Consider the following 24013-nt stretch of genomic DNA (forward strand, 5'->3'; position numbering starts at 1 on the left):
GAGGAAATGCGCGGTGGCACTTCGCCGCCGCAGAGGTCCTGGGTGGCGTCACAACTGGCGCGCTCTTGGTCCTGATCGGTTCCTTGCTGCGGCCGGTGCTGCCGACGTGGCTCAGACTCGGGCTGATCGCCCTGCTGGCGCTAGTTGTCATCGGCAACGAAACGCAACTGTTGCGGATTCGCCTGCCGCAGAACGGTCGGCAGGTTCCGTCCACCGTCATTCTCGAGGGTGGACGGATCGGCGCTTGGCAGTTCGGATTTGAGATGGGCACCGGCTTACGGACGTATATGACCAGCTCCCTGCCGCACCTGGCCGCTCTGACCGTGGCGCTGCTGGCATGGTGGCCGTATGCCCTGCTGACCGGGGCCGCTTTCGGGCTGGGCCGCGCCATCATGCCGCTGATTCGCATCGGCTGGGGTGATGGCGCGGATTGGGATCGCCGATATCGCCGAGCCGGCCTGCCATTCCGGGTATTGAACATGATCACCATGCTGCTCGCCATCGGGGCAGTGGCTCTTCACGCACTTTCGTAGCGACTGGAGTTCACCATGAAATCGATGAGATTAAGGTCAGGTATGTTGCGGACGGCCGCGGTCACCGCGGTGGCTTCCGTCGCGGCACTGTTACCCGCCGCTCCGGCCCAGGCCGCCGCCACCGGCGACTACACCGGAAGCGGTGTCCGGATCCGCGCTTGCGCCACGCTTTCGTGCACCATTCACGGCCTTGGCTATGTGGGTCAGGGCGCCACGATCAATTGCTTTGTGTACGGTCAGTACACCGAGGGCACCTCAATCTGGTACCACAACCGCAACCGGACCACCGGCGTTGTCGGATACAGCCACTCCAAGTATCTGGATTTCCACAGCGGAGTCGTGAACCACTGCTGATCAGCACGCGCCGCTAGCGGGTGATGCCGCGTGCCACGGTCTCCAGCTCGGCTGCGGTGAATGCGGCATTGCCCTCGATCGTCATCACCACATGATCGGGTGTGGTGATGACCACCCGATGGCCGGTGGTCGTGCTGCCGGCCTCGACGAGCAGGCGGGCCGTGCCGACCGGGACGTCGAACGCCCCCGTCGAAGTCCCGCCCTTCGACGCCCACCGCGCGAGCCAGTCGGCGATCTGTGCCGCGCCGACAGCGGGATCGGTGCCGGGACGTGGCCGCAGCACGGTGACGAACAATCCGACGCCTGGGCCGCGGTCGAATCGCCGCATCGTCACCGACGCCTTCGGCTCCCCGGCGGCCGGCGTTGCGCCGTCGTTACGCAGTCCCTTGTCGGTAACCGCGGCGGTATAGATGCTGTCTGGCCCGGTTTGGGCGGCTCCCTCGGGCAGCTGGGTGATGCGGAAGCCGTCGAGCTCTGTGCTGACCGGCGAGCCCGATGCGGAGGGCGACGCGCTGGTCTGCGCTGGGCCGAAGGTATCAATGCGGGCAATGGTAAAGGTGACGACCGCTGCGACGGCGAGCAGCGCTCCACCTGCCGCCGCGCCGCGCAGCAGCCGACGCCGGCGCAACCCGCGGTGGACGCCATTGAGGAACTCGTCAGTCACGGGGATGTTCCAATCCGCCAGATTCCTGTCAGGCATGCATGTCCCCTTTCTCAGGCAGGTGGGCGCGCAGTGCCGCCAGCCCGCGGGACACCTGCGAGCGCACCGTTTCGGGGCTGCACCCAAGCAGCTCACCGATCTGGGCATCGGGCATGTCGTGGACGTATCTCAGGGCAACAGCGGCGCGCTGCTTGGGCGGCAGCTCAGCCAGCAGGCGCCGGACATCGGACGTGGCGTCCACCGCCGCGAACCCCGTGTCCTCCTTACCGGCCTCCGGGAGCGTTGCCACAGGTATGTCACCTCGGCGTCGCCGCCGGTTGAGGAAGACATTGAGCATTGTGCGGTGGGCATACCCGACCGGGTTGCCGTCCCGGCGCACCCTGGACCAGGCCAGCCCGACGCGGATCAACGTCTCCTGTGCGAGGTCCTCGGCCGCTGCCCGGTCAAGCGTCAGCAAGTGACCAAAACGGAGCAGGCCAGCGCTGACCTCCCGCACATACACCTCGAAATCAGCACCCTGACCGGGAAACCGAGACGTGTCCACACCTCAATTACACCCCGAAGCATCCGTTTCGTTGCAGGATCAGGATCGCGGGGGCGCCGACACGGCGATGGGCGGTCACGGCCAGGGCGTAGCGGGAGTGGTCGTCGAGGAAGGTCAGGATTTCGGTGTCGGTGCCGTCGGCTAGCCGGCGGTGGGTGAAGTCGGTCTGCCAGGTCTCATTCGGCAGGGCGGCTTGGAAGCGGATGTAGGACGACGTGGGTTTCTTCTTCGGTGGTGGCTCAACAAGTTCGGCCTTGCGCAGGTAGCGCCAGGACAGTGGCCGCGCTGTCGGTGACGCGGTGGTGGGTGGCCAGGTGCCAGCTGATGGTGTGGGCACCGGCATCGAGGCCCTGCCTGGCGAGTTCGTCGCGGATCTTCAGGATGAGGATCATCGAGCGAGTGCCGCGGTCATGCACCCTGGCCAAAGCCACTGGCACGCCCGCCACGGCGTCGTCATCGACGTGCTGAGTAATCGCCAAGGTGGCGGGCACAGCGCGGAAGCCGTCGGAAGGGACATCGGCTCGATGATCGTCGCCACCCTGCGTAACCGTTGCGCAGAACGGAGCGGTAATGACTCACCGCTCAGTCCCCCCGGCGTCCGCGCCGAGTGCAGTGCGGCTTTCCTCCAGGCGGTCGGCGAGGTCGGGCCGCACAGCCCGTAACGCCGTGAGGTCGACGCGGCGGCCGAGCTGGTGTGCCCACAGCACGCCACGGCCCTGCTCCAGCAACTCGACCGCCTCGGCGGGCCGGTCAAGGTCGATCGCCCACGCGGCCGCTGACGTGATGATCGGGTTCCAGGTCGTGAGCTGCCTTTCCTGGCTTCGTCTTTCGAGGCCGTGCCATGCGGCCAGTGGCAGCAGGCGAACTGCGCTTGCATATCCGGCGGCCGCCTGGTCGTGAAGTCCGTGTCCGGCTGCGGCCAGCCCCCAGCGCGCCGCCGCCAGGACCCGGTCTGCGGCTGGCGCCGCCCGGTGGCTCGCTGCTTCGCGCAACATCTCTATCGCTTGCCCGAGCGTGCTTGGTTCCCGGCGAACAGCGTCGGCGTCGAACCGCTCGACCAAGCGCTGGCCGAGTTCCGAAAGGTAGGTACAGCGAGCTGGGCTGAGCTCCGATACGCCAGCAAGCGCCTCCTGTAACAGGCTGACGGCCCGATCGAGATCGGTGACATCGCCGGTGATACGGAAACGCGCGACGTGGCAGGAGGCCAGATTCATCAGCCGTGTCGGACGCGGTAGCGTCGACTGTCCGCCGATCGAGAGGGCCTGTTCCGCGACATGGATAGCGGCGTCTGAATCGGTTACCTGTCTTGTACGTTCAGCGAGGGCCCGCCGTGCATTGCTCAGATTGGACAGCAGGTCGGCATGCTCGGCCGAGGAAGGCGGCGAGCACAGCACGGCTTCCTCTCCGGTCGCGATGGCGCCCAGCAGGTCATCGATGTTGTCGTGCAGCCGGTAACGAACCTCGAGCGCGCCGGCTAGGCCGGAGAGCTGCCCGGCTCGACGCGGGTCATCGCCGCTTTGCACCGACACGGCCAGCCGCCCAATCTCGATCGACTCATCAAGGTCGTCGATGCTGTGCGTGTTCTCGTAGCGCCGGAGCAAAGCCTTGGCGAGATTGTGCAAATGCAGCGACCGATCAGAATGGTCGGTAAGCGCGGCGGCCGCACCGCGTGCTGCCTCGATCGCTTCTGTCAGATCGTCGAGTCGGCCGAAGGCTTCGGCTCGGTATGTCAGGGCGATGGCCAGCAGGCCCAGTGCTATGCCGTGCTGGTGCCGGTCGCCGGGCAGCGTCAACTTCTGCCGAGCCACGGCTACCAGCTCGGCGAGATCGGCGTGGCTACGGCTCCGGTGATGTCGGGAAACCAGTACTAGGCCCAGGTTTCCGAGCCGCACGCCGCGATCCTCAGCCACGTCGATGCTGCTTGCCTCGCGTGCCACCGCCACCGCCTCTTCAAGATCATGCTCGCTGCTGGTGAGCGTGAACCTGGCGTGTAATGCCAGAGCGAGCATTGACATCGCACTGGCTCGATGTGCGGGGCCGAGCGTGGGGTCTGACAGGGCTTCGCGCGTCAGTGCCACGGCACGGTTGAGGTCGTCGGGGCTGCGCTCCCGGTGGCCCTTGGTGCGCAACGCGATGCCAAGGCTGACCATGGTCGCGGCGCGCTGCTGGTCGCCTGCCGGCGTGAGTTCCAGCGCCTCGGCAAGAACGGCCAGGCACCGGTTCAGGCTGGCCGCCGCACCCGTGCGATCAAACCGAGCCTGCTCCATCACCCCGATCTGTCGCAACGCTACGACCCGGCTCGACTCGTGAGCCAATGCCAATGCGTGCTCCGCGGCGTCGACCGCTTGCGCCGCATCGTCCAAATGCGACACAGACCCATACCGCCGCCACAAGGCCCGCATGAGCGCGTGCCAATGCTCAACCCTGTCACCCGCATCGTGCTCGATAGAGCTGCGTAGCAGAGCGATGGACACATCAAGGGCGGCCAGGTCCGTGTCCTCCCCACTGAGCAGCACTTCGGCGAGCTCACGTTCCCGGTACGCGAGGTCGAGCACCGCGCTGGTCGCGTTCAGGCGGTCAAGCCGTGTTCTCTGATGTGCTGGCACAAGATCCGGTTGCAATCGGTCCACCACAAGGAACAGGCGCATCGCGTTGGCGGCCTCGGTTCGGGAAGCAGTCTCGTCGCCCGCCCTGGCAAACGCGTTGTCCCGGAATTCCGCCGCCCACGCCGCAACCCACAACAGCCCGGCGTCAGCGCGGTCGAGATCCGCCACTTGGCTGGGCTCGTCGGCGACGGCCGCCACGATGAGATCACGTTGCAGGGCCGCGGTCTCCGGCGAAAGGATCTCTGCGCGGTCGGCGTTTTCGTCAGCGTCCAAGGCGGCGTTGTACCGATCCATGCGTTCGCGCAGCGTCGCCGCGAGCGCCTCGGCGGCGATTCTCATCCGAGCGCGCCGAGGACAGCCGCGAGAACACCCAGCACGAGGTGCACGCCGACGACAATCCACGTGCCGACCACCGGATGCCGAGGTACAGGCCCGCCAAGCCACGGGCGGAACAGCGGCCCGATAGCGATGGCACCGGCCGCGAGCGACAGCCATGGCAGAAGCAAGCACTGTGTGAGCAGAATCCCCACTCTGCCGATACCGGATGTGCTTAGAAGCAGGAAAGCGGACGGCGCCGAAACGATAAGTGCGGTAACCAAATAGGTGATCGCAGCCCGCCGCCGGGTAGACCATTCCGGAAGGCGACGCGGCTGTGCACCTGCGTCCTCAACAGTATCGATCGCCTCTTCGGCCTGCCAGACCAACCGCGCCGCATCAGCGGTGCCCCAACCGTCTCGCTGGGCCGGAACAGCCGCGGTCTGACCCAGCCGTTGGCGAAGAGTTTGCAGGTGCCGTTCCTGGCAGGCGATGGCCACACGCAACCGTGTCGCGACGGAGTCCGGCATGGATATTGCGGATGCGGCCGCGACAGCCTGCTGGTGCAGCGCCCAAGCCAGGGCAAGCGCCTCTTGCGGGCTCGAGGTGGCCACCTGCCCAGCGGGCTCACCGGATGCGGCCGGCGTCACGGCCGGTGCCAGGCGATCCTGAGCCGCGCTCACCAAGGCTTGGGGGACCCGCCCAGCGAGCTTGCCAGCGGCCGCCTCAACGACGGCCCCGCGCACCATCGCGCCAACAGAAGGGCCGCTCTGCTGCGCCCACGACGACGGATGCAGCCGCATTCTGCGGTGCATCCGCGCTCCGGCACGCTGCACGTTGCCGGCGCCCTCTCGACCGCGACTAGCGATCGTCGCCAACCGGCTCTCGCTACCCGTCAACGCGACGAGACTCTGCCGGATCTTGCTTACAATCACGGCCGTACCAGCCGCCGGCGGGCCGCCCGGGGCCACCGGTTCGCCGGTGGCCCACGCCAGGAGGACAGTGCTGAGCCAGGCGGCGTCGCGGCTGGCATCGCTGTGGATCGCGTATAGCTCACCGATCATCCGGATCTCGATGGCTGAGTGGACGATCACCTTGACGGCCTGCACCACCGGTGGCGGCCCGGGTACCGTCGCTGCAGCAGTCCATAGCAGGCTGACGAGGCGGCTGGCGTCGGCAATGACCTGCTGAGACTGAGTCTCAGTGTCGCCGCCGAACTTTCGGTGCAAAGTCTCAGCCCTCCGAATAGGTAGGCGGGTCGCCACATCGGTCAGCAGCTGGGCGCTACGCTCGGCCAGTGCGTCGCGGCTGTGCTGCGCTGCGGTCGCCGCGGCCTGAAGACGGGCGCGGAGGGCGGAGATGAATTCCTTCGCAGCCCGCATGCGGTCCGTCTTTGATGATTCCTCGGCGAAGAACGCGCCAAGGTCTCCGAGCGACTGGGTGTGGTCGCCCGTGATGGTGCCGGCCGAGGTCTGGTGCGCGATCTGATCACCGGGCAAGTATCCACCGAGGGCCGAGCCTTGTGCCGGTGGCTGCGGCGCGTGGAGCATCGCATCCGGGTGGCCGTCCGCCACACCCTTGCGCAGATGGGCTTCCGCCTCGCGGGCGGCGACCAGACGCTGCACGTGTGCGGATGCCTCGGGATGACCCTCCGCCATGGCCCGGCGCATCATCGCCTCAGCCTCTTCTTGCTTGCCCCTGACGTTGAGCACTATGCCCAGGTTGAACACCGCGTTGGTGTCGCCCGCCGCGACCGCCTCCCGCAGCAGCGCCTCAGCTTCGGAGGGGTCGCCGCGCTTCAGGCGAACGGTGGCCAGGTTGGTTAACGCATCAATGAGTCCGGCGGCAATGGCTTGACGCAGCAATCCTTCGGCCTCGGCGAGGTCACCCCGCTCGCCAACGAGTTCGGCAAGGTTGAAGGCGGCGTCCGCCTGCCCTGATGACGCGGCCCGCCGCCATACCGATTCCGCTTCCTGCACGCGTCCGGTGCGGCTCAACAGATTGCCGAGGTTAAAGGTTGCGTCGAGGTAGCCCCGTGCGTCCGCGGCGCGATAGAAGCGTTCGGCGTCCTGGTCATCGCCGAGCTGTGCCCGGACATAGCCGAGACTGCACTCGCAATCCGCAATGAGCTGCTGCTCGCCGGCTGGCAGGCCCGAGGCCAAAGCACGCCGGTAATGCTTCTCAGCCTCGGCGAGCTGTCCTCGGTCTTTGAGCAGAGCGGCGAATGTACATGCGGCGAGCGCGTGGCCGCGGTCGCTGGCCTGCCGAAAGAGTTCGGCGGCGGTGTCGAGGTCTCCGGCCCGCGCTCTTTCGATCGCCTTGTCGAAATAGGATTCCGCGTTGCCCAGGTCGTTCAGCATGGCGCCGGGCTCGACGGCTTGGTGTCATTGAATACAAGAGTCCACATTTTGACCGCCCCTTCGGCGCCTGTATCCCACATCCATGGCAAAACATTTCCGCCATCGAGGAAGGTTCCCTCGGAGGCGCGTAAGCCTTCGCGCCATCTCATGAGCTGACGCTTGATGCCAAAGTGGAAGCCTGGATTCCGCGCCCAGAGCCAGTCGACCATTTCATCGACAACATTGGACTGGTCCTCCAGGACGGCGCTTGGCGCGAAGGTTCGGAGAAACACGTCGAATGTTGCTCGATTACCGGTCTGCGCGCAAAAAGCTCCGGCCTGACCACCGAACATGGCCACCGTGCGCCCGACGAGCCGCGCGACGTTCTCAAACGTTGGCGTAATATCGGCGCTCGTCAGGATCTCCACGTAATAGTCGGGAAACAGGTGCGGCACCGACCGTGGGCGGCTTTCGAGGATGGCCTTATTAACTTGCGTGGCGAAGGCTAGTGCCTCGGCCGAACGCCGGAACTTGAACCAGAAGCCAAGATTGAGCTCGTTGAGACACACGGCAGCCGGCTCGGCCAAGCTCGCCCGATCTATCTCGGCCACATCCACCACCCGCTCGGGGATATGCGTTCCGGGTGCGAAAATGAACATCCGCCTACCCGCGATGATGGCCGTCCGCGGCGGGCTCATGTCGTCTCCCGCGGCCAGGACCAAACGCTCTTCCGGATGCCTGATTTGACGGAACCGCGGCTGGTGTCGTGCGATTGCGCGAAGGACGGCCTTGTCTTGCGTGAGCAGGACAGCCGCTATTTCGCCATCTACTTCCGGATCGCTTCTGAATAGGCCCACGTCAGTCCAATCCCCTGCTCGCTAACGCTTCCAATGGCCGCCGTGCTCGCCGCACACGTAGCCGGTTGAGTTGCAGGCGCGGCAGGTCAGCCCGCCGAGACCTCGCTTGCGCCCGCCATCGCAGGCGTGGCAGGGGGCGATCAGGCGTCCACACTTGCATTTCATTGCCCCTCCAATTTGTAATGTGTTACCTGGGTCGCACCATGTCGAGGTTCTGCTGGATCTGCTGCCGCGTGGGATGGTCGGACGGCAATGACCTCACGCAGACCGCGTGAGTGTGTTCCAGCAATGCGATCGCCTCCGTGTACCGTTCGGCCGTACAGTAGGCCACGAAGAGGTTGTTCGCGGAGTTAAGTGTGTGTATGTGCGCATCGCCGAGGACCCGCCGCCGGTCCGTCAGCGTCCGCTCGTGCAGGGCGATCGCCTCGGTGATACGACCTGCCATCTCGTAACTGGCTGCGAGGTTATTGCGGGTCGACAGCGTGTCCACATGATCGGGCCCGAGAACTCGGTCACATGCCGCCAGCGTCGTCTCATAAATCTCGATGGCCCGCGGGTAGTTTTGCCCCGCCTCGTAGGCGTGGCCCAGATTGTGGGCCGAGGTGAGCGTGTCGCGGTGGTCCGGGCCGAGTATCCGCTGCCGCACATGGAAAACGCGCTCATGCACACGCGTGCCGTCGGCGATTCGGTTCGCGGCGAGGTAGGCCTCGGCGAGGTTGCTCTCCGTGGTCAGCGTACGCGGATCATTCTCACCGGAGATCTCTCGCTCGAGGTCGATTGCCACCTCGAGGTGCTTCACTGCGGTAGCCGCCTCACTGGTGTTCAGCAGCGCCATGGCGAGGTTCACCATCACGGTGATCGTGGCACGGTGCTTTTCGCCCGAGACCTGCCGCTGCGCCGCGAGCGTCCGGGTCAATATGCCTATGGCCCGCGCGGGCTGTCCAGCCAGGACATACCCAAAGCCGACGTCGTTGCCGGCGGTCAGCGTGATCGGGTGTACCGGGCCGAAGTGGCGTTCGGCCTCGGCATACCTGGCCTCGTAGGCCGCGACCGCCTCAGCGAACCTACCGGCACGTGCCAGCTCGGCAGGATCGGCTGCCTCAGCCATCACCGTGGTCTCCTCTCTAAGCGTTCATCGCGTCCCAATCCTCGCCGTGGCAGCCCACTTGATAAAGGTTGCTTTGTTGCGTGAATAGATACGCAACGCAGAAAGTGCATCAGGGGTCGTCGCGCAGCCGTCCTAGGAGCGCGGCCGCTTGTGCGACCAGCCGAGCCGCGGATTGGTGGCGCCCATCGGCCTGCGCGACGGACCCTAGCCCTCGCAGCGCGCGGGCCTGTTCAGCGAGGCTGGCGCAGACCCTTGCGCGCCACCACGCCCGGACGTGATAGGTGCGAGCGGCCGACGGGTCCCCGGCCGCCCGCGCGGCCTCGCCGAGGCAGTTGAGCGCCATTGACTCGTCGAAGACCAGGTTCATCTCGACAAAGATTTCCAGCGCCGCGAGGAAATGCTCGGTCGCCGCGGCCAGCCGCCCCAGCGCGCCCTCGGCGAGCCCGAGCGTGCGCAACGTGATGCCAACGTGCCGGCGCGAATCGTGCGCCTGGTACAACGCAAGCGCATCAGATGCTTCCACCACAGCTGTGGCGTGGTCGCCGGTGGCATGCGCCAGCCAGGCACGGTGTCCGAGGGTGACCGCGACGCCTATGCGATCGTCCAAGTCCCGGAATACCTTCAGTGCCTCCGTGTATTGCAGCCCAGCGAGATCGTTTCGGCCATCGTGCAGATGGGCCAGGCCCAAGTTGTTGAGCGTTACCGCGACCGCCCAAAGATCTCCTGCCATGCGGGCCGAAGATAGAGCGAATTCGTGGGTCCGGATCCATGGTCGCAAGGCTTTTGTACGGAAGAAATGATCTCGCATGGCATAGGCGAGGCGCCAGCATTCGCCATGCAGGCCTTCGGTTGCGGCGAGCTCACATATTCCCACCAGATTGTCCTGCTCAGCTTCGAACCACGTCCGCGCCTCCGTGACGTTGGCGAAGCTTGCCGGCCAAACCGGGTCGGCGGGATGCACTGGCGGTGGGCGGTGCCGATCCGGAGTCACCGTTAGGTCGGCCTGCTGCGCCATAGCGAGATAGCCATATACAAGACGCTCGGTCGCGCCGCGTAACTCCGCATCGGACAGAATGGCCCGTGCGTGCTGCCGCGCGACGGCACGCACTAGCTCGTGCAGCGCGTATCGCCGCGGGGCAATCGGCAGGGCAAGGCTCGCGGTGACCAGTCCGTCCAGCCTCCGGCTGGCTAGCGCGGCCGACTCGCCAGATAGCACCGCCGCCACCCGAACGTCTACGGTCGCGCCAGGGTGCACTGCTAAGTACGCCAGAAGGTGCTGCTCGTCGGCTGAAAGCGCGCCGCAAGCGGCTAGGAAGGTCCGCGTAATGCTCCGTTCTCCGTCGTCGAGAACGGCCAGGTGGTCAGTGTCGCCGAGTTCAGCGGCCAGGTCCTTGAGCGACAGCCAGACTGCGCCGCGCAGCCGGGCCGCGACCACACGTACGGCGAGCGGTAAGTATCCGCAAGCGGCTAGCACAATGCCAAGGTCCGACCGGTCCTGGTCCTGGAGCCAGCTAAGCCGCTCACCGACGAGGGCCTCGACAAGCGCCCGAGCATCGTGCGGGTCGAGCGGATCCACGTGGATGTGGCGAGCCTCGTCGAGCGCGTCGAGACGGCGTCGGCTGGCCACCAACGTCACGGATTGCCCGCCCGGCGCCAACAACGCCGCGACATCGGCGGCAGACCTGGGATTGTCCAACACCAGCAGCATGCGACGGCCGCGCAGCACCCGTCGGTAAAGCGCAGAGCGCTCAGTCGGATCGGCTGGGATCAGCTCATCGGCCAGACCGATCCGCCGCAGCAGGCGGTCCATCGCGTCGAAGGCATCGATTGGATCGCCGTTGCCACGCAGGTCAAGGTAAAGGCAGCCATCAGGGTGGCGCTCCAGCAGCCGCTCGGCTACCTGGACGAGCAATTCGGTCTTGCCCACTCCGGGCAACCCCCACACCACCGCCACGCGACTGCTGTAGCGTCCTGCCTGCCGCGCAAAAGAAAGCATCTCGTCGATCTCAGTCACCCGGCCGACGAAGACCTCGGTAGCGCCGGGCAGGTCGACGGTGGGTGAAGTGGACCACGGCGATCGGCGACGTGGGGGCGGCGGAATGAGGCGGGTTAGCGCACCCTCGGCGCGCAGCACCCGCTCGCACGCCTCGGCCAGGGCGAAGCTCGGCCGTAACCGTCCACTTTCGACTCTGCTGATCTGACTCTTGCTGTAGTGCACGCCGCGGGCCAGCTCGGTCTGCGAAAGCTGGGCATGTTCCCGTAGCCGCCGCAGCTCTTCTCCGAACCCGGGTTTGCCTGCGCCGGGAGATCCGTCGACCTCAGAAACAAGCGGGTCACTAGGTCGGCTGGCCACATCAACCACCGCTCTGTTACGGGCCATAGTGGACAAACGGGAGCCAGTCAGCAAGCCCGGTGCCGCCATCGCGTAGGGACCGCACCGCGTGATGCAACGCGGCCGCCGCCCGGTCTGAGACGACCACACCGTTATGCACGAGCGCCGGATATACCGCCTCCGCCACGGTTGCCGAGATCGCCGGGCGCACAGTCCACAATGTTCCGATCACATGACGAAAGCCTGCGTAGCTGAGCGCAGCGCCGAGCGTGATCACTTCGTCAGCAAGGTGTATCCCGCCCGTGCCTGTGCGGCAGGCGGAAAGGTAGGCCAGCTCACCGGCGAACCGGCTCGCACCAAGCTGGGACACCGTAAGGGACCCATCGGCGAGCACGAAACCGGCCCGGGTCGGGTCGCTGAGATCTTGCTGCCCATGGCAGCTCATGTGGACCCAGGAGTGACGCTCCATCGCGGCTGAAACTGCGGCGACGGTCGCTGTCGCGCCTTCAACCGCGACCAATCCACCGGGCATCATTGCGCCAAGCACAGCTCTTTCACGCGCCACCACGTCGGTCAGCTCCAATTGCCCCAGCGTGGCAGGCATGCCGACGAAGAGTGCCGGTTGCTCGCCGCAGGAAATGGGAGGCCGCCTACGTGACTCGGCCAGGGCACGCAGGGTCGGGGTGTATGACGAAACGACACAGTCGAGAACTGCCCGGCTGGTGCCATCGTGATATCCGGCACCATGGATGGGCAGCAGAGTGAGCAGGCCGGTGGGGCACCACCACACGCGCCGCGCCCAACCAGGATCCTTTGGTCCGGCCCAGCCGAGGGCTTGCAGGACCGGTTCGGCCACGGCTTCCCACAGCCATCGCATGGTCGACTCCAGCTCGGCCTCTCGCGCCTGAAGCGCCGCCGCCCGCTGCTGCACTGCCTGTGCGAACGGCACTTCCGCGGGTGCCGGAGTATCGCGCAAGGCCTCAAGGTAACGCGAAGAACGTTCACTGACATCCGCGGCGGTCAGCCCAGGAAGTGCCACCGGCATAACACCAGCTGTGGTCACTATCAGTGCGTCACAGCGCCGGCTATCCACATTGACGATCACTACAGGACCGCCCCTGCCGACGTCAGCCATCGACGATAGCGCCGGCGGCCTGAGGAAGTCAGCAAAGCCGACGATACCGCGGACCTGCTCGACCAGGTCATCCCACTCATGGGCGAGCGCGATGCGCCGATCGGCTGACGCTCGACCATTCTGTCCTAAGCCCACCACGACAGGTTTCCCTTCGTTCTGCGGGTTTCCTGGCACACCGTATGCTGCCGTCACGACGCATGCCATCCGCCGGAGGATCGAAGGATCTACCCATGCCGCCATCCCCTGACCCGCTTGTTGGCGACATCCCGCTCTATCTCGCCGACGAAACCAAATCCATCGACTCCACGCCTTCCGGCATTGCCCTGGGCATGATCCGGCTGTGGGCCTGGCAGCTTTACCGTCTGCATCCGCTACCTAGGGACCTCTCGATGTACGAGGGCTACCTTGTCCGGATCAACTACGAGTTCGACATCGCGCTCGACGTGCCAGCCCCGGTGTGGGCAGAAGTCCAGCTGGCCTTTCCAGAGAATGTCATTGTCGTCGATGCCCTGCCCAGGGCGGTCCACTCGCCAGAACGGGCATACGCGTATCGGGTCAACGGAAGTCTTAACTTCGTTCGCCGCGACAGTCCTGACCCGACCGGGCCTGTGGCGCCAGAAGCAGCACTACCTGCCGCTGCGCCCCACATCGAGTGCTTCGGTGTCGGCGGCAACACAGCGCGCTGGCGCCACACCGGGGCCGAGGGCGCGGGTATCCGGGCGGGCAGCCATGTCGCCTGGCTGGTGCTCCTAACCCCGCCAGGCCAGGAGGAGCTTGCTGTGCTTGCCACAGGCCAGTACAGGGTCGAAATTGACCCGCAGCTCGGGCTCGCCCCGGTATGCCGGCCCGACGCCTTCAGCGTCCGGCTGCCCCAGCCGGTCCCCGGCGACAATCCGGCCCCGCCCGTGGGCCCTGCGCCGGCTACGCCTGGCACGGGAGCGCATGGGGGGCCGCGCGTCTTCATCTCCTATTCCCAGGATCCGCCTGAGCATTCCGAGGCCGTCGAGCAGCTGTGGCACCTTCTCAAAGGGTGTGGCGCGGATGTACGGATCGACAAGGAGCATCTCGAGCGACAACGCAACTGGAGCGACTGGACCACTGTCCAGATCCTTCGCAGCGACTACACCATTGTCGTCGCCTCGCCCGCCTACCTCGCCGCGAGCGAAGACCAGCTGCCAGCCGGCCGGAACCTCGGCATACGGTCTGAATACGTACGTCTCGCCGATCTGCTGCACCGAAATCGTCCACTGTGGACGATGAAAATCCTTCCTGTGGTACTGCCGGGAAGATCGGTCGACGAGATCCCGCTGACGTTCCTGCCGGGTACGGTCGACCATCACATCATCCATGACTTCACTCCCCAGGGTGCAGCCAGCCTCCTGCGCACGCTCGGCCTTGGACCCCGCTAAAAAGGCCAGCGGGCAGGTCATTGACCGGCCTGCAACACACGAACCCGATCACGTCAAATGCCCGACCGGCGCGCAATTTCGTGTTCAGCCCGACGATCCGCCGCCGGTGCCGTGTGGGACGGTGACAGGCATGTTTGTCCCATTGAACCTGCGCAAAAAGGATGAGCCTCAACGGTTCTCCGTTTAGCTGTCTGAGTCTCCATGCTCCGTCACAGCGGGGGGTCTGGGCCTGTCCAAAACGGATGGACAGTTGGGCAAGACGCTTGATCGAAGGGCTAGGCCGCGAAGGGCTCCTGGGACCACGGGCGGAATCGATGGTCCACTCTGGAGCGGGGCAGCGACGGACTCTCCCAACAGTTAGGCTCCTTTACCAAATGGTGCGGCTACGGTGCGCCAACACCGCAGCCGCGATGTTCCACAAAGGACCTAGGAGAGCCCGTGAGAACAGTGTCAACTATAGCGGCGGTCGTTACCGCCGCGATCGTTTCGGCAGGGCTGGCGGCGGCGCCTGCCACTGCCGCCCCCGGTCAAGGACCTCGGGGGCCACATGATCCGATCCCGGCCGGGGCCAAGGCACACATCGACGACGACGGCCTCACCATCGTGACCTCCAGCGGCGATGGTGGCGGAAGCATCGCGTTCTACCGTGCGAGGCCCGGCGGCGCAGGTGGGCTTGGGGTGCTCAGATCGTTGCAGGCAAAGGGAATTGTCAGCAACAGCCTCAGTGTCACGTCGGAGTCGGCGGGTGTGACTGCGGGGGCGGCACCGCCGAGTGGGGGAATGAACCCAACCGAATGTGGCAGCGGTTACGGGGTGGCCAAGTTCTGGGCCACCAGCAGCAGCTGCGTTACCAAGGTCCGCTGGGCCTGGAACGGTTTCGCCGATCCCCAGATCTATTTCCGTGACCATACGCCATCGGCATGGCCGGTCAAAGCTGCGGTGACCACGTGGAATCAGGCGATAGGCGTTGACTCCTACTGGACCGGTGGCAGCTGCCCCGGCGGTGGCCGCCACTGTGTCGAGGTTTGGAATGCCTGGTACGACACCGACTGGCTGGGCTACACCTACGTGCAATACGGCTCCAACGGATACTTCATTGACGGCACGGTCGCGGTTTTCCTCAACGACAACAACCTGGAGGGGTACAACCGGATGACGACCTGCCACGAGCTGGGCCACGCCCTGGGCCTGGGGCACAATTCCTCCTACAGCAGCCCAAGCTGCCTATGGGACAGTGCCAGCGGCGGGAACTACCAGACCCCAAGCCCGAATGACTTCTCTACCCTCAGAGTAGTGATCTATCCGTGACCTTCTAAAGGTCATGGAGTGACAGCTTCCTGCCGTCGCCGCTGGAGAACGGGCGGCGGTCGGCGGCTCAGGGTCGGAAGTGTCGGCGACATGATGTCGAATTTCACTGGCGGGTCCTTCATCGCGGATGCGATCATCGGTGCCGGGTCGCTAGCTCAATTGGAAGAGCATCCGACTGAATAGTGCGTCCGTTCTCCGCGTGTGCGGCTATGGAGGCACTTCCTTCTCCTTTCTGTTGGATCGGAAGGTTCGGGGTTCGATTCCCCGGCGGCCCACCACATAGCGGCTCAATACCGCACCCAGCGACAGCCCGGACGGGGGACCACGTGCTCGAGACCCTGATCATTCAGAAGACCCTGCGCGTGCCGGCGAGCACCGGCGCGGCCGGCGACGGCACTGGCGTGGCTCGGCAGCTGGAGGTGGTGCTGCTCGACGTCGGGTTCTCCGCGTCGAGGGCCCTGCTCGAGCACATCGGCGCTCTGGCTCCGGCGCCCGCGATGGACCTTGCCGCCACCGTGGTGTTGGCAGTGCGTGAACTGGTGGGCGACCATGTGCGTCACAATGCCTACTTCATCGATTTCCCAGACAATGTGCCTGACACCCTCGAGTTCTGGACCGAGCGGCTAAAGGCTGCCGTCCTCATCGGCGGTGAGGAAGCCACCGAGGTGCAGCTACGCGATCTCGCCGCGTCTGGAGTGAACCTGCTGGACCTGCCGGGCTACGGGACCTACCAGCACACCTATGCCGAACTGCTGGCAGCCCATGATGAGCTGATCACGGCGGCTGGTGACCGGTTGACGGTGCTGCATCTTGGGCAGACCGCCGAGACCGAGGCGCAGCGGCTTTACCTAGCCCTGGCCGGTAGCTCGACGCCGCTTGGCGAGGCGGACCGGGCGATCCTGAGCGACCTCGCGGTCGTGTGCATGGACGGCGCGCAGCCGGCGGAGATTCCGGTACGGGAGAACCGTGCGCTGCTCAACGGGATCCGGCTTGTCCTGGGTCGGCCGCTGATCGGCATGGACACGACAACCGATGTGCTGCGCCTGGCCTGCCAGGTGTCCGGCGGAGACGCCTCGCTGGTGACGCCGACGCGTTTTCGTGCCTTCCGGCGCCCGGAGCGGCGGATTCTGCTGGCGGCACTGGACCAGGTGGTCGGCGGGAACCCGGGCAAGCTCGGTGACGTCGCACGCTACGCGCAACGGTGGAAGCGGCTCGGAGAGCGGCTGCACCCGCACGAGTACAGGCAGTGGCCGCATGCTCAGGACGTGTTCGCGGTCGCTCGTGGCGAAAGGACCGTCAGAAACCTCACCGGCCGCGCCGAGGCGAAGCTACGGGCCGGAGCCGTTGCCGAGGCTGCATCGGTGCTGGCCGCTGCGCCAGGTCTGTTGCTGCGATCAGCCGATCGGCTGCTGCGGCAGAGTTCGGCATCGGAGCAGGTTGCGGTGATGGAAGCGGTCACCGGCGCAATGGGCTCGACGTCCGGCCGGGTGCTGCTGTCGTTGCGCGAGCACCTTGGCAACCGGCTGTCACCCGCACCGGCCCGGATCTACCCCAGTCGTTCGCGGCGTGCATGGGTCGGCCCAGACAAGCGGCTCCCGCTGCCTGCCGGTGTGGTGGACGGCTTGTCATCGGTTCTCGATGCTGAGATCAGCGCCCGACTGCCGCAACCGCAGTCGCCCGTGATGGTGGATCCGCAGGTGCTCGACGTTGCCCTGCCGCTGTCGGGCAAGGCGTCCGGAAGCGGATTTGCGGTGCTGCCTAGAGGTTCGCGGGCGTCGGTAACCGGTGAGCTGCTGCGATTTTTCATGTACTGGCGTCAGACAAGCCGTCGCACCGACTACGACCTGTCGGTGCTGCTGCTCGATGAGCAGTTCCACGCCGCTGGTCAGGTGTCCTGGACGAACTACCGTTACCGTGACGTGGTGCACTCCGGCGACATCACCGACGCGACCGACGGTGCTACCGAGTTCATCGACGTGCCCCTATCTGTCCCCGGCCACTACGTGGTTCCGCAGGTCAACGTGTACGCGGGCGAGTCGTTCGACGAGGTCGCTGAGTCCATGTTCGGGTACCAGACCCGGACGCGGAAGCAGCGGGGCGCGCCGTTCGACGCGCGGACTGTGCAAGCCCGTTCGCAGCTACGCGGCAAGGGTCGCGTCGCGTTGCCGATGGTGTTCGCCAAGACCAACGACGGCTGGAAGGCCGTGTGGTTGCACCTTTGCCTGCAAGGCATGCCGTCGTTCAACCGGGTGGAGAACAACACGTTCACCACAGCCCAGCAGGTGCAAGCGATGGTCCAGCGGCGATACCTGACCGTGTCTTACCTCGTCGATCTGTGGCGTGCGCGGGCCGAGGTGCACTTGTGGACCGGTCAGGTGCCTGACGAGCCGGTCACGTTCATCGGCATCAACGCACCCGACGGTCTGCCCGAAGGATCCCAGACGTACACCCTGGACCGGCTCCATGAGCTGATCCCCGAGTAGCTGGCGACAGCCGAGGCTATCGGGCCGCGCCCGGGGAGCCCTTGCGGGCCAGTGAATCGATCGCCACGGCGACGATGAGCACGCCGGCTGTCACCATGAATCTGATTGACGAATCCACATTGAGCAGCAGCATGCCGTTGGTGATGGACTGGATCACCAGGATTCCCAGCAGTGCGGCGTAGGTGCGCCCGCGTCCGCCGAACAGGCTCGCGCCGCCGATGACCGCTGCGGCGATCGCCATCAGCAGGATGTCGCTGCCGCCCGAACTTTGGTTTACCGCCGCCAGCCGGCTTGCCGCCAGGATGCCGCCGACCGCGGCGAGGGTTGCGCAGGCCGCGAAGGCTAGCACCCTTACCGCGTTGACGTTGATACCCGCACGCCGTGCCGCCTCAGGGTTACCGCCCACCGCGAAGATTCGCTGTCCAATGACGGTGTGCCGCAGACCCAGATCCAGCGCCACCACCATGCTGACAAAGAGGACCAGGAGCAGCGGGACGCCCCTGTCTGCGCCGAGCAAGACGATGGTGCCGGCGAGCAGGGCAGCAACCCCGGCGATGGGCGCGGCGGCGCGCCATAGGGCGGTCACCGGCAGGCCGGCCGTCTCACGTAGCCGCCGTTGCAGCGCCGTGACCGCAGACCAAGCGACGATTGCCAGTGCAGCGATGCTCCACGAAAGCCAGGCAGGAAGCCAAGTGTCGCTGAGTTTCGCGACGAAGCCGGTGAACGGCAGGTTGATGGTGCCGCCGCGGCCGAGTAGGTACAGCAGCAGACCCTGCCAGCCGATCAGCCCGGCCAGCGTCACCACGAACGAGGGCATGCCCAGCCGGGTGAACAAGACCCCTTGCAGCGTACCGATTGCGGCGCCGGTGAGCAGGGCGAGGGCGATCGCCGCGGCGACCGGCAGGTGCCGGTTGACCGACAGGATCGTCATGACCACGGCCGCCAGGCCGCTGACCGAACCGGCCGACAGGTCGATCTCGCCCAGTAGCAGCACCATGACGATGCCCAGCGAGATGGTGCCGGTCGCGGCCATCTGCAGCATCAGGTTGGTCAGGTTCTCCGGGGCCAGGAAGTGTTCGTTGAGCAGCCCAAAGGTGACCGCGATGACGGCAAGGCCGGCAACCACTGGTGTGATGCCGATAGTGAGCCGCTGACTCATGCCCGTGCTCCTGTGATTGCGGCGACGATGGTGTCCTGATCGGCGTCGTCGGTGCGGTAGTCGCCCGCGTTGCGGCCCAGGCGCAGCACGGTGATCCGGTCGCTGACCGCGAGGACGTCGGCGAGGTTGTGCGAGATGAGCAGCACGGCGAGTCCGCGTTCACGCAGTCGCCGGATCAGGGCGAGTACCTGGGCGGTCTGCTCCACGCCGAGCGAGGCGGTCGGTTCGTCGAGGACGACGAGTTTGGGCTGTCCTAATAGGGCGCGCGCGATCGCCACCGACTGGCGCTGCCCGCCGGACAGCGTCGCGACCGGCTGACGGATGTCGGGTATTCGTACGTCGAGTGAGGTGAGCAGCTCGTGTGCGGTGCGTTCCATGTGGATGTGCCGCAACAGGCCGCCGTGATGCTGTTCCGCGCCGAGGAACAGGTTTGCCACCACGTTGAGGTTTTCGCACAGGGCTAGGTCCTGGTACACGGTGGCGATGCCGAGGCTCTGCGCGTCGTGTGGCCGGTTGATGCGGACAGGCCTGCCTTCGAATGAGATGGTGCCGTGGTCCGCGGCGACGACACCGGCGATCACCTTGATAAGAGTGGATTTTCCGGCGCCGTTGTCGCCCACGAGCGCGGTAACCTCGCCAGCGGCGAGGTCCAGGCGCACGTTCTGGAGGGCCTGGACCGCGCCGTAGCGCTTACTGATGTCGCGCACCTGCAGGACCACTACGAGATGCCCTGCTTGGTGCACGCCGCGGCGACCTCTGCGGTGCAGATCTCGCTCGCCTTGTAGAAGCCGTCCTTGACGATGGTGCCCTTGATCTTGTCTGCGGTAACAGCGATTGGGTCGAGCAGGAAAGCCGGAATCTTCGCCGTGCCATTGTCCACTGTGGTGGCTGCCGCCGGCTGCTGGCCGTTGACCAAGGCGACTGCCAGCTCCGCGGACTTCTCGGCCTCGGCGCGGATGTCCAGGTAGATCGTCATGTATTGCTCGCCGGTCAAGATGCGTTGCAAGGCAGCGAGTTCGGCGTCTTGGCCGGTGATCGGCGGGAGGGCGGCGAAGCCGGCGCGCTTCATCGCCGCGATGGCGCCGCCGGCCATGCCGTCGTTGGCCGACAGCACGCCGGTGATGTTGTCACGGCCCAGTGCCGTGATGGCTTGCTCCATCTGTTGCTGCGCTTTGTCGGGGCTCCAGTCGGGAGTATCGAATTCGCGCCCGACGGTGACCTTGCCGTCCAGGATGCTGTGGGCGCCCTTCTTGTAGTCGGCGGAGCTGGGATCGGTGGGGGAGCCGTTGATGAACACGACCTGACCCTTGCCCGCGTTGCCCTTGGCGGTGAGCGCGTCCAGCAGAGCCTGGCCCTGCATCTCGCCGACTCGAACGTTGTTGAACGAAACGTAATAGGCGTAATCGATTCCGGAGATGAGCCGGTCGTAAGCGATGACCGGCACCTTCTTCTGCTTGGCCTGGTTGACCAGTGGCGCCACCGCGGCCGCGTCCACGGCGTCGAGCACGAGCACGTCGGCGCCCTGGGTGAGCGCGGCCTCGACCTGTTGCTGTTGCTTGGCGGCGTCCTGGTCGGCGTTGAAGTAGAGCAGCTTGCAATCGGCGCACAACGCCTTGACCTTGGCCTCGAAGATCGGGCGGTCGAAGGCCTCGTACCGTGTCGTCTTGGACTCAGGCAGGAACAGCGCGATCGTCTTGGCGGCGGCGGCATCGCCGCCCTCGTCCCCACTGCAGGCGGACAGGCTGACCGTTGCGACCAGCACCGCTGCCATAGGGATTGCCAACCATCCTCGATGCATTTGGGGTGCCCTCTCTGAAGTGGAGGTACAGATGCGCTGGGAGATTGATAAGCAAGGTATCTTACTATTGCGAGGGTGGCTAGCCTGCGTTCTAGGATTCCGTTCATGAGAAACCAGGCGGAGCAGCTCGGCAACTCCCGGTTGCTGAGAGTCATGAACGAGCGGCTCCTGCTTGAGCGCCTTCGCGAGACCGGCGCAATGTCGCGAGTGGAGCTGGCACGGGTGACCGGGCTGTCCAAGCCCACCGTCTCAGCGGCGCTGTCCGGCCTGGTCGATGCGGGGCTGGCCCGCCTGGTCGGCGAACTGGCTGGGCGTCCCGGGCCGGTGACGTCGCTGTACGACATGAACGCCGCCGCCGCACATGTGCTCGGCGTGGACATCGGCCGGGAGTGGATCAGAGTTGCGGTGGCCGACCTGCGTGGGCGAACCCTGGCTCGGCGGGACGGGGCGAGCTCGGCGCAGACCGCTGCCGCGTTGGTACGCCGCACCCGAACGTTGGCTCACCAGGCCGCCAATGACGCCGGTGTGCCGTGGGATGCCTTGACGCTAGCCGTGATCGGTAGCCCGGGCGTCTTCGACACCGCATCGAGCCGGGTGGAGTTCGCCCCAAACTTGCCCGGTTGGGGCGAGGCCGGTCTGGTAGACCGGCTGCGCCGCTCACTCGGACTGGAGCTGGCGTTTGAGAACGACGTCAACCTTGCCGCCGTAGGTGAGCACGCCTTCGGGCACGGCCGGGGCAAAAGCCACTTCGTGTTGGTGTCCATCGGAACCGGCGTCGGGATGGGCATCGTCATCCAAGGCCAGCTTTACACGGGATCGAGGGGTGCGGCCGGTGAGATCTCCTACCTGCCGCTGACGGACTTCGACGCAAATGTCGCCGCGGAGGCGCTGACGCGTGGACCGACCGAGGCCCTGGTGGCCGCGCCGGGGATAGTCCGGGCCGCGCACGCGGCCGGGTTGGCGCTGACGACGGCGAAGGAGGTCTTCGCGGCCGCGGCGGAGGGAGATCTGACAGCACTGTCCGTAGTGGAGGCAGAAGGGCGGCGCATCGGGGGGCTGGTCGTGGCGGTGGCCGCGGTGCTCGATCCCGAGGTGGTGGTGCTCAGCGGGGGAGTCGGTCACAACGTCGACATGCTGGAGCGGGCCATATCGCAGCGCATCGCCGAGCTAGGACCGTTGCGCCCCAAGGTGATCGCCAGCGCGCTGGGCGAAGGCGGCGTGGTGGTCGGCGCGATCGCCCGCGGCGTGGAGCGTGCCTGGGACATGATCTTCGAACGACGGTGAATCGAGTCCGCATCGGATTTGTTAGTCAGGTTGCCAAATCATCGGGGTGTCACTATCGTGGGGCCTGCTGGGAGAGCGGTCAATATAGGCATGTGCCGATGGGTTCGCCCGCGGCGCCTCGGTGCGTTCCTTGGAGGACGACCATGACTAATCTCGTTGTACGACGCCGCATCGGCGCGCTGTTCCTTACCCTCAGCGTGATCACCGTCTCCACGATTATGGGCGGTGTGGCCGCGGCGGCCGCACCCGTCCCGCTCAGCTCGGTTGTCCCTATCCCCGTTTCGGCAACCGCAACATCCGGGGTCACCCACACCCTCACCGCGGCTACGAAGATCTACGCCCAGTCCGGCTCCACTCCGGCGAGCGACATCGGCGGCTACCTCGCCGCGATCCTGCGCCCCTCGACCGGGCTGCCCCTGCCCGTCGTCCCCGCGCCCAATTCCGCACCCGCCGACGGCATCGCGCTGCTGCTGACCGGCGCTCCGGCCGCCGTCGGCGCCCAGGGATACCAGCTCGACATCACGGCGGCGAACGTCACCCTGCGCGCCAACCAGCCGGCCGGACTGTTCGCAGGCGTGCAGACCCTGCGTCAACTGCTACCACCGGCCGTGGAAAGCACGACGGTTCAACCCGGACCGTGGGAGATCGCCGGCGGCCACATCGTCGACTATCCGAGGTTCGGTTACCGCGGAGCAATGCTCGACGTGGCCCGCCATTTCTTCGGCGTCGCGGCCGTTCGCCGCTACATCGATCAGCTTGCGCTATATAAGGTCAACTATCTGCATCTGCACCTGGCCGACGATCAGGGCTGGCGGATCGCCATCAACAGCTGGCCAAACCTGGCCGTCTACGGCGGCAGCACCGCGGTCGGCGGCGGTCCGGGCGGCTACTACACCCAGGCCGACTACTCCGGGCTGGTGGCGTACGCGGCCTCGCGGTACATCACGATCATTCCCGAGATCGATATGCCTGGTCACACCAATGCCGCGCTCGCGTCCTACGCCCAGCTCAACTGCAACGGCGTCGCGCCCCCGCTGTACACCGGTACCAACGTGGGTTTCAGCTCGTTGTGCGTGCCACTCGAACTGACCTACACATTTATTGACCAGGTCATTGGCGAGCTTGCCGCGCTCACGCCCGGCCCTTACCTGCACATCGGCGGCGACGAGGCGAGCTCCACCACCCCCGCCGATTACACCACCTTCATCAACCGGGTGCAGCAGATCGTTGCGGCGCACGGTAAGACGGTGCTCGGCTGGCACGATGTCGTGCACGCTACCCCGCTGCCGTCGACCGTCGCCCAGTTCTGGGGCACCACCACCACTGACTCGGCTGTTGCCGCGGCCGCCGCGGCCGGCACCAAGGTGCTGATGTCGCCGGCCAACCGCACTTACCTGGACATGAAGTACCGCAACAACACCCGGCTGGGGCAGAAGTGGGCCGGCCTCATCGACGTCAATCAGGCCTACGGCTGGAACCCGGGTAACTACCTTGGCGGCGTGGGCGAGACGTCGGTGCTGGGCGTCGAGGCTCCACTGTGGACAGAGACCATCCGCACCACCGCCGACATCGACTTCATGGCGTTCCCCCGGCTGCCGGCGATCGCTGAGCTGGGCTGGTCGGCTTACGCCACACACGACCTGACCGTGTTCAAGACGCGGCTTGGCGCTCAAGGCCCGCGCTGGCGAGTCATGGGCATCAACTACTACCACTCCACGCAGGTGACCTGGCCCGCCGGATCCTGACTCCGCCCAATCCGTGATCTCACAGGCTGACCCGACCGGGGTC

The 24013-nt window shown here is 66.0% G+C and carries 19 protein-coding genes and 1 tRNA gene; 8 read left to right on the plus strand and 12 right to left on the minus strand.

Annotated features, from left to right (window positions below; genetic code table 11):
- Positions 1-65: 65 nt before the first annotated feature.
- Positions 66-533, plus strand: coding sequence for a hypothetical protein (locus Rhe02_RS16865; RefSeq protein WP_203909189.1), 468 nt, complete (start codon positions 66-68; stop codon positions 531-533).
- A 24-nt stretch (positions 534-557) separates the two neighbouring features.
- Entirely contained in the window at positions 558-887 is a 330-nt protein-coding gene (locus Rhe02_RS16870; RefSeq protein WP_203909190.1) for a hypothetical protein, read from the plus strand.
- Between the two features lie 13 nt (positions 888-900).
- Here Rhe02_RS16870 and Rhe02_RS16875 read toward each other — a convergent pair whose 3' ends face one another.
- The 9 genes from Rhe02_RS16875 to Rhe02_RS16915 all read right to left on the minus strand — a co-directional run bounded on the left by Rhe02_RS16875 (position 901) and on the right by Rhe02_RS16915 (position 12625).
- Entirely contained in the window at positions 901-1587 is a 687-nt protein-coding gene (locus Rhe02_RS16875; protein WP_203909191.1) for a hypothetical protein, read from the minus strand.
- On the minus strand, positions 1580-2092 hold the full coding sequence (locus Rhe02_RS16880; protein WP_203909192.1) for a SigE family RNA polymerase sigma factor: 513 nt from the start codon (positions 2090-2092) through the stop codon (positions 1580-1582). Before Rhe02_RS16880 ends, Rhe02_RS16875 begins: the two co-directional genes overlap by 8 nt.
- Before the next feature lie 7 nt (positions 2093-2099).
- Entirely contained in the window at positions 2100-2435 is a 336-nt protein-coding gene (locus Rhe02_RS16885; RefSeq protein WP_203909193.1) for a hypothetical protein, read from the minus strand.
- Between the two features lie 232 nt (positions 2436-2667).
- Complete coding sequence (locus tag Rhe02_RS16890; RefSeq protein WP_203909194.1) at positions 2668-5037, minus strand: tetratricopeptide repeat protein; 2370 nt, start codon at positions 5035-5037, stop codon at positions 2668-2670.
- Entirely contained in the window at positions 5034-7373 is a 2340-nt protein-coding gene (locus Rhe02_RS16895; RefSeq protein WP_203909195.1) for a tetratricopeptide repeat protein, read from the minus strand. Before Rhe02_RS16895 ends, Rhe02_RS16890 begins: the two co-directional genes overlap by 4 nt.
- Positions 7367-8011, minus strand: a complete 645-nt coding sequence (locus Rhe02_RS16900; protein WP_203909196.1) for a hypothetical protein — start codon at positions 8009-8011, stop codon at positions 7367-7369. The genes Rhe02_RS16895 and Rhe02_RS16900 overlap by 7 nt, the downstream gene beginning before the upstream one ends.
- Before the next feature lie 385 nt (positions 8012-8396).
- Entirely contained in the window at positions 8397-9317 is a 921-nt protein-coding gene (locus tag Rhe02_RS16905; RefSeq protein ID WP_239123880.1) for a tetratricopeptide repeat protein, read from the minus strand.
- A gap of 109 nt (positions 9318-9426) precedes the next feature.
- On the minus strand, positions 9427-11670 hold the full coding sequence (locus tag Rhe02_RS16910) for a tetratricopeptide repeat protein (RefSeq protein ID WP_203909198.1): 2244 nt from the start codon (positions 11668-11670) through the stop codon (positions 9427-9429).
- Positions 11671-11686: 16 nt separating this feature from the next.
- A complete protein-coding gene (locus Rhe02_RS16915) occupies positions 11687-12625 on the minus strand; it encodes a CHAT domain-containing protein (RefSeq protein ID WP_203909199.1) in 939 nt (312 codons plus the stop codon).
- Positions 12626-13014: 389 nt separating this feature from the next.
- Between Rhe02_RS16915 and Rhe02_RS16920 the strand changes: the two genes are divergently transcribed.
- The 4 genes from Rhe02_RS16920 (at position 13015) to Rhe02_RS16935 (ending at position 17984) form a co-directional block, all read left to right on the plus strand.
- Positions 13015-14193 (plus strand): toll/interleukin-1 receptor domain-containing protein, encoded by a 1179-nt coding sequence (locus tag Rhe02_RS16920; RefSeq protein ID WP_203909200.1) that lies wholly within the window; start codon positions 13015-13017, stop codon positions 14191-14193.
- Between the two features lie 438 nt (positions 14194-14631).
- Positions 14632-15501, plus strand: a complete 870-nt coding sequence (locus tag Rhe02_RS16925) for a zinc metalloprotease (protein WP_203909201.1) — start codon at positions 14632-14634, stop codon at positions 15499-15501.
- Between the two features lie 144 nt (positions 15502-15645).
- Positions 15646-15779 (plus strand) — tRNA-OTHER (locus Rhe02_RS16930).
- A gap of 48 nt (positions 15780-15827) precedes the next feature.
- Positions 15828-17984 (plus strand): TerD family protein, encoded by a 2157-nt coding sequence (locus Rhe02_RS16935; protein ID WP_203909202.1) that lies wholly within the window; start codon positions 15828-15830, stop codon positions 17982-17984.
- A 16-nt stretch (positions 17985-18000) separates the two neighbouring features.
- Here the strand turns inward: Rhe02_RS16935 and Rhe02_RS16940 are convergent, their stop codons facing one another.
- The 3 genes from Rhe02_RS16940 to Rhe02_RS16950 are packed head-to-tail and all read right to left on the minus strand — an operon-like array spanning position 18001 to position 20914.
- Positions 18001-19143, minus strand: a complete 1143-nt coding sequence (locus Rhe02_RS16940) for a sugar ABC transporter permease (RefSeq protein ID WP_203909203.1) — start codon at positions 19141-19143, stop codon at positions 18001-18003.
- The gene (locus Rhe02_RS16945; RefSeq protein ID WP_203909204.1) at positions 19140-19862 is read right to left on the minus strand and encodes an ATP-binding cassette domain-containing protein; all 723 of its coding nucleotides are present in this window, start codon (positions 19860-19862) and stop codon (positions 19140-19142) included. The genes Rhe02_RS16940 and Rhe02_RS16945 overlap by 4 nt, the downstream gene beginning before the upstream one ends.
- Positions 19862-20914, minus strand: a complete 1053-nt coding sequence (locus Rhe02_RS16950) for a sugar ABC transporter substrate-binding protein (protein WP_239123876.1) — start codon at positions 20912-20914, stop codon at positions 19862-19864. The genes Rhe02_RS16945 and Rhe02_RS16950 overlap by 1 nt, the downstream gene beginning before the upstream one ends.
- Positions 20915-21046: 132 nt before the next feature.
- On the opposite strand from Rhe02_RS16950, the gene Rhe02_RS16955 reads away from it, so the two are divergent.
- Together Rhe02_RS16955 and Rhe02_RS16960 are read left to right on the plus strand one after the other, a co-directional pair.
- On the plus strand, positions 21047-22225 hold the full coding sequence (locus tag Rhe02_RS16955; RefSeq protein ID WP_203909206.1) for an ROK family transcriptional regulator: 1179 nt from the start codon (positions 21047-21049) through the stop codon (positions 22223-22225).
- Between the two features lie 143 nt (positions 22226-22368).
- Complete coding sequence (locus Rhe02_RS16960) at positions 22369-23970, plus strand: beta-N-acetylhexosaminidase (protein WP_203909207.1); 1602 nt, start codon at positions 22369-22371, stop codon at positions 23968-23970.
- The last annotated feature ends 43 nt before the right edge of the window (positions 23971-24013 follow it).

The sequence above is a fragment of the Rhizocola hellebori genome (genome assembly GCF_016862955.1).
Lineage (GTDB): Bacteria > Actinomycetota > Actinomycetes > Mycobacteriales > Micromonosporaceae > Rhizocola > Rhizocola hellebori.

Coding starts and splice junctions, on each gene's coding strand:
- Rhe02_RS16870 (WP_203909190.1), top strand. CDS start 558: ATGAGATTAAGGTCAGGTATGTTGCGGACGGCCGCGGTCACCGCGGTG.
- Rhe02_RS16875 (WP_203909191.1), bottom strand. CDS start 1,587: ATGCCTGACAGGAATCTGGCGGATTGGAACATCCCCGTGACTGACGAG.
- Rhe02_RS16885 (WP_203909193.1), bottom strand. CDS start 2,435: ATGCCGGTGCCCACACCATCAGCTGGCACCTGGCCACCCACCACCGCG.
- Rhe02_RS16890 (WP_203909194.1), bottom strand. CDS start 5,037: ATGAGAATCGCCGCCGAGGCGCTCGCGGCGACGCTGCGCGAACGCATG.
- Rhe02_RS16895 (WP_203909195.1), bottom strand. CDS start 7,373: ATGCTGAACGACCTGGGCAACGCGGAATCCTATTTCGACAAGGCGATC.
- Rhe02_RS16900 (WP_203909196.1), bottom strand. CDS start 8,011: ATGTTCATTTTCGCACCCGGAACGCATATCCCCGAGCGGGTGGTGGAT.
- Rhe02_RS16905 (WP_239123880.1), bottom strand. CDS start 9,317: ATGGCTGAGGCAGCCGATCCTGCCGAGCTGGCACGTGCCGGTAGGTTC.
- Rhe02_RS16920 (WP_203909200.1), top strand. CDS start 13,015: ATGCCGCCATCCCCTGACCCGCTTGTTGGCGACATCCCGCTCTATCTC.
- Rhe02_RS16940 (WP_203909203.1), bottom strand. CDS start 19,143: ATGAGTCAGCGGCTCACTATCGGCATCACACCAGTGGTTGCCGGCCTT.
- Rhe02_RS16950 (WP_239123876.1), bottom strand. CDS start 20,914: ATGGCAGCGGTGCTGGTCGCAACGGTCAGCCTGTCCGCCTGCAGTGGG.
- Rhe02_RS16955 (WP_203909206.1), top strand. CDS start 21,047: ATGAGAAACCAGGCGGAGCAGCTCGGCAACTCCCGGTTGCTGAGAGTC.
- Rhe02_RS16960 (WP_203909207.1), top strand. CDS start 22,369: ATGACTAATCTCGTTGTACGACGCCGCATCGGCGCGCTGTTCCTTACC.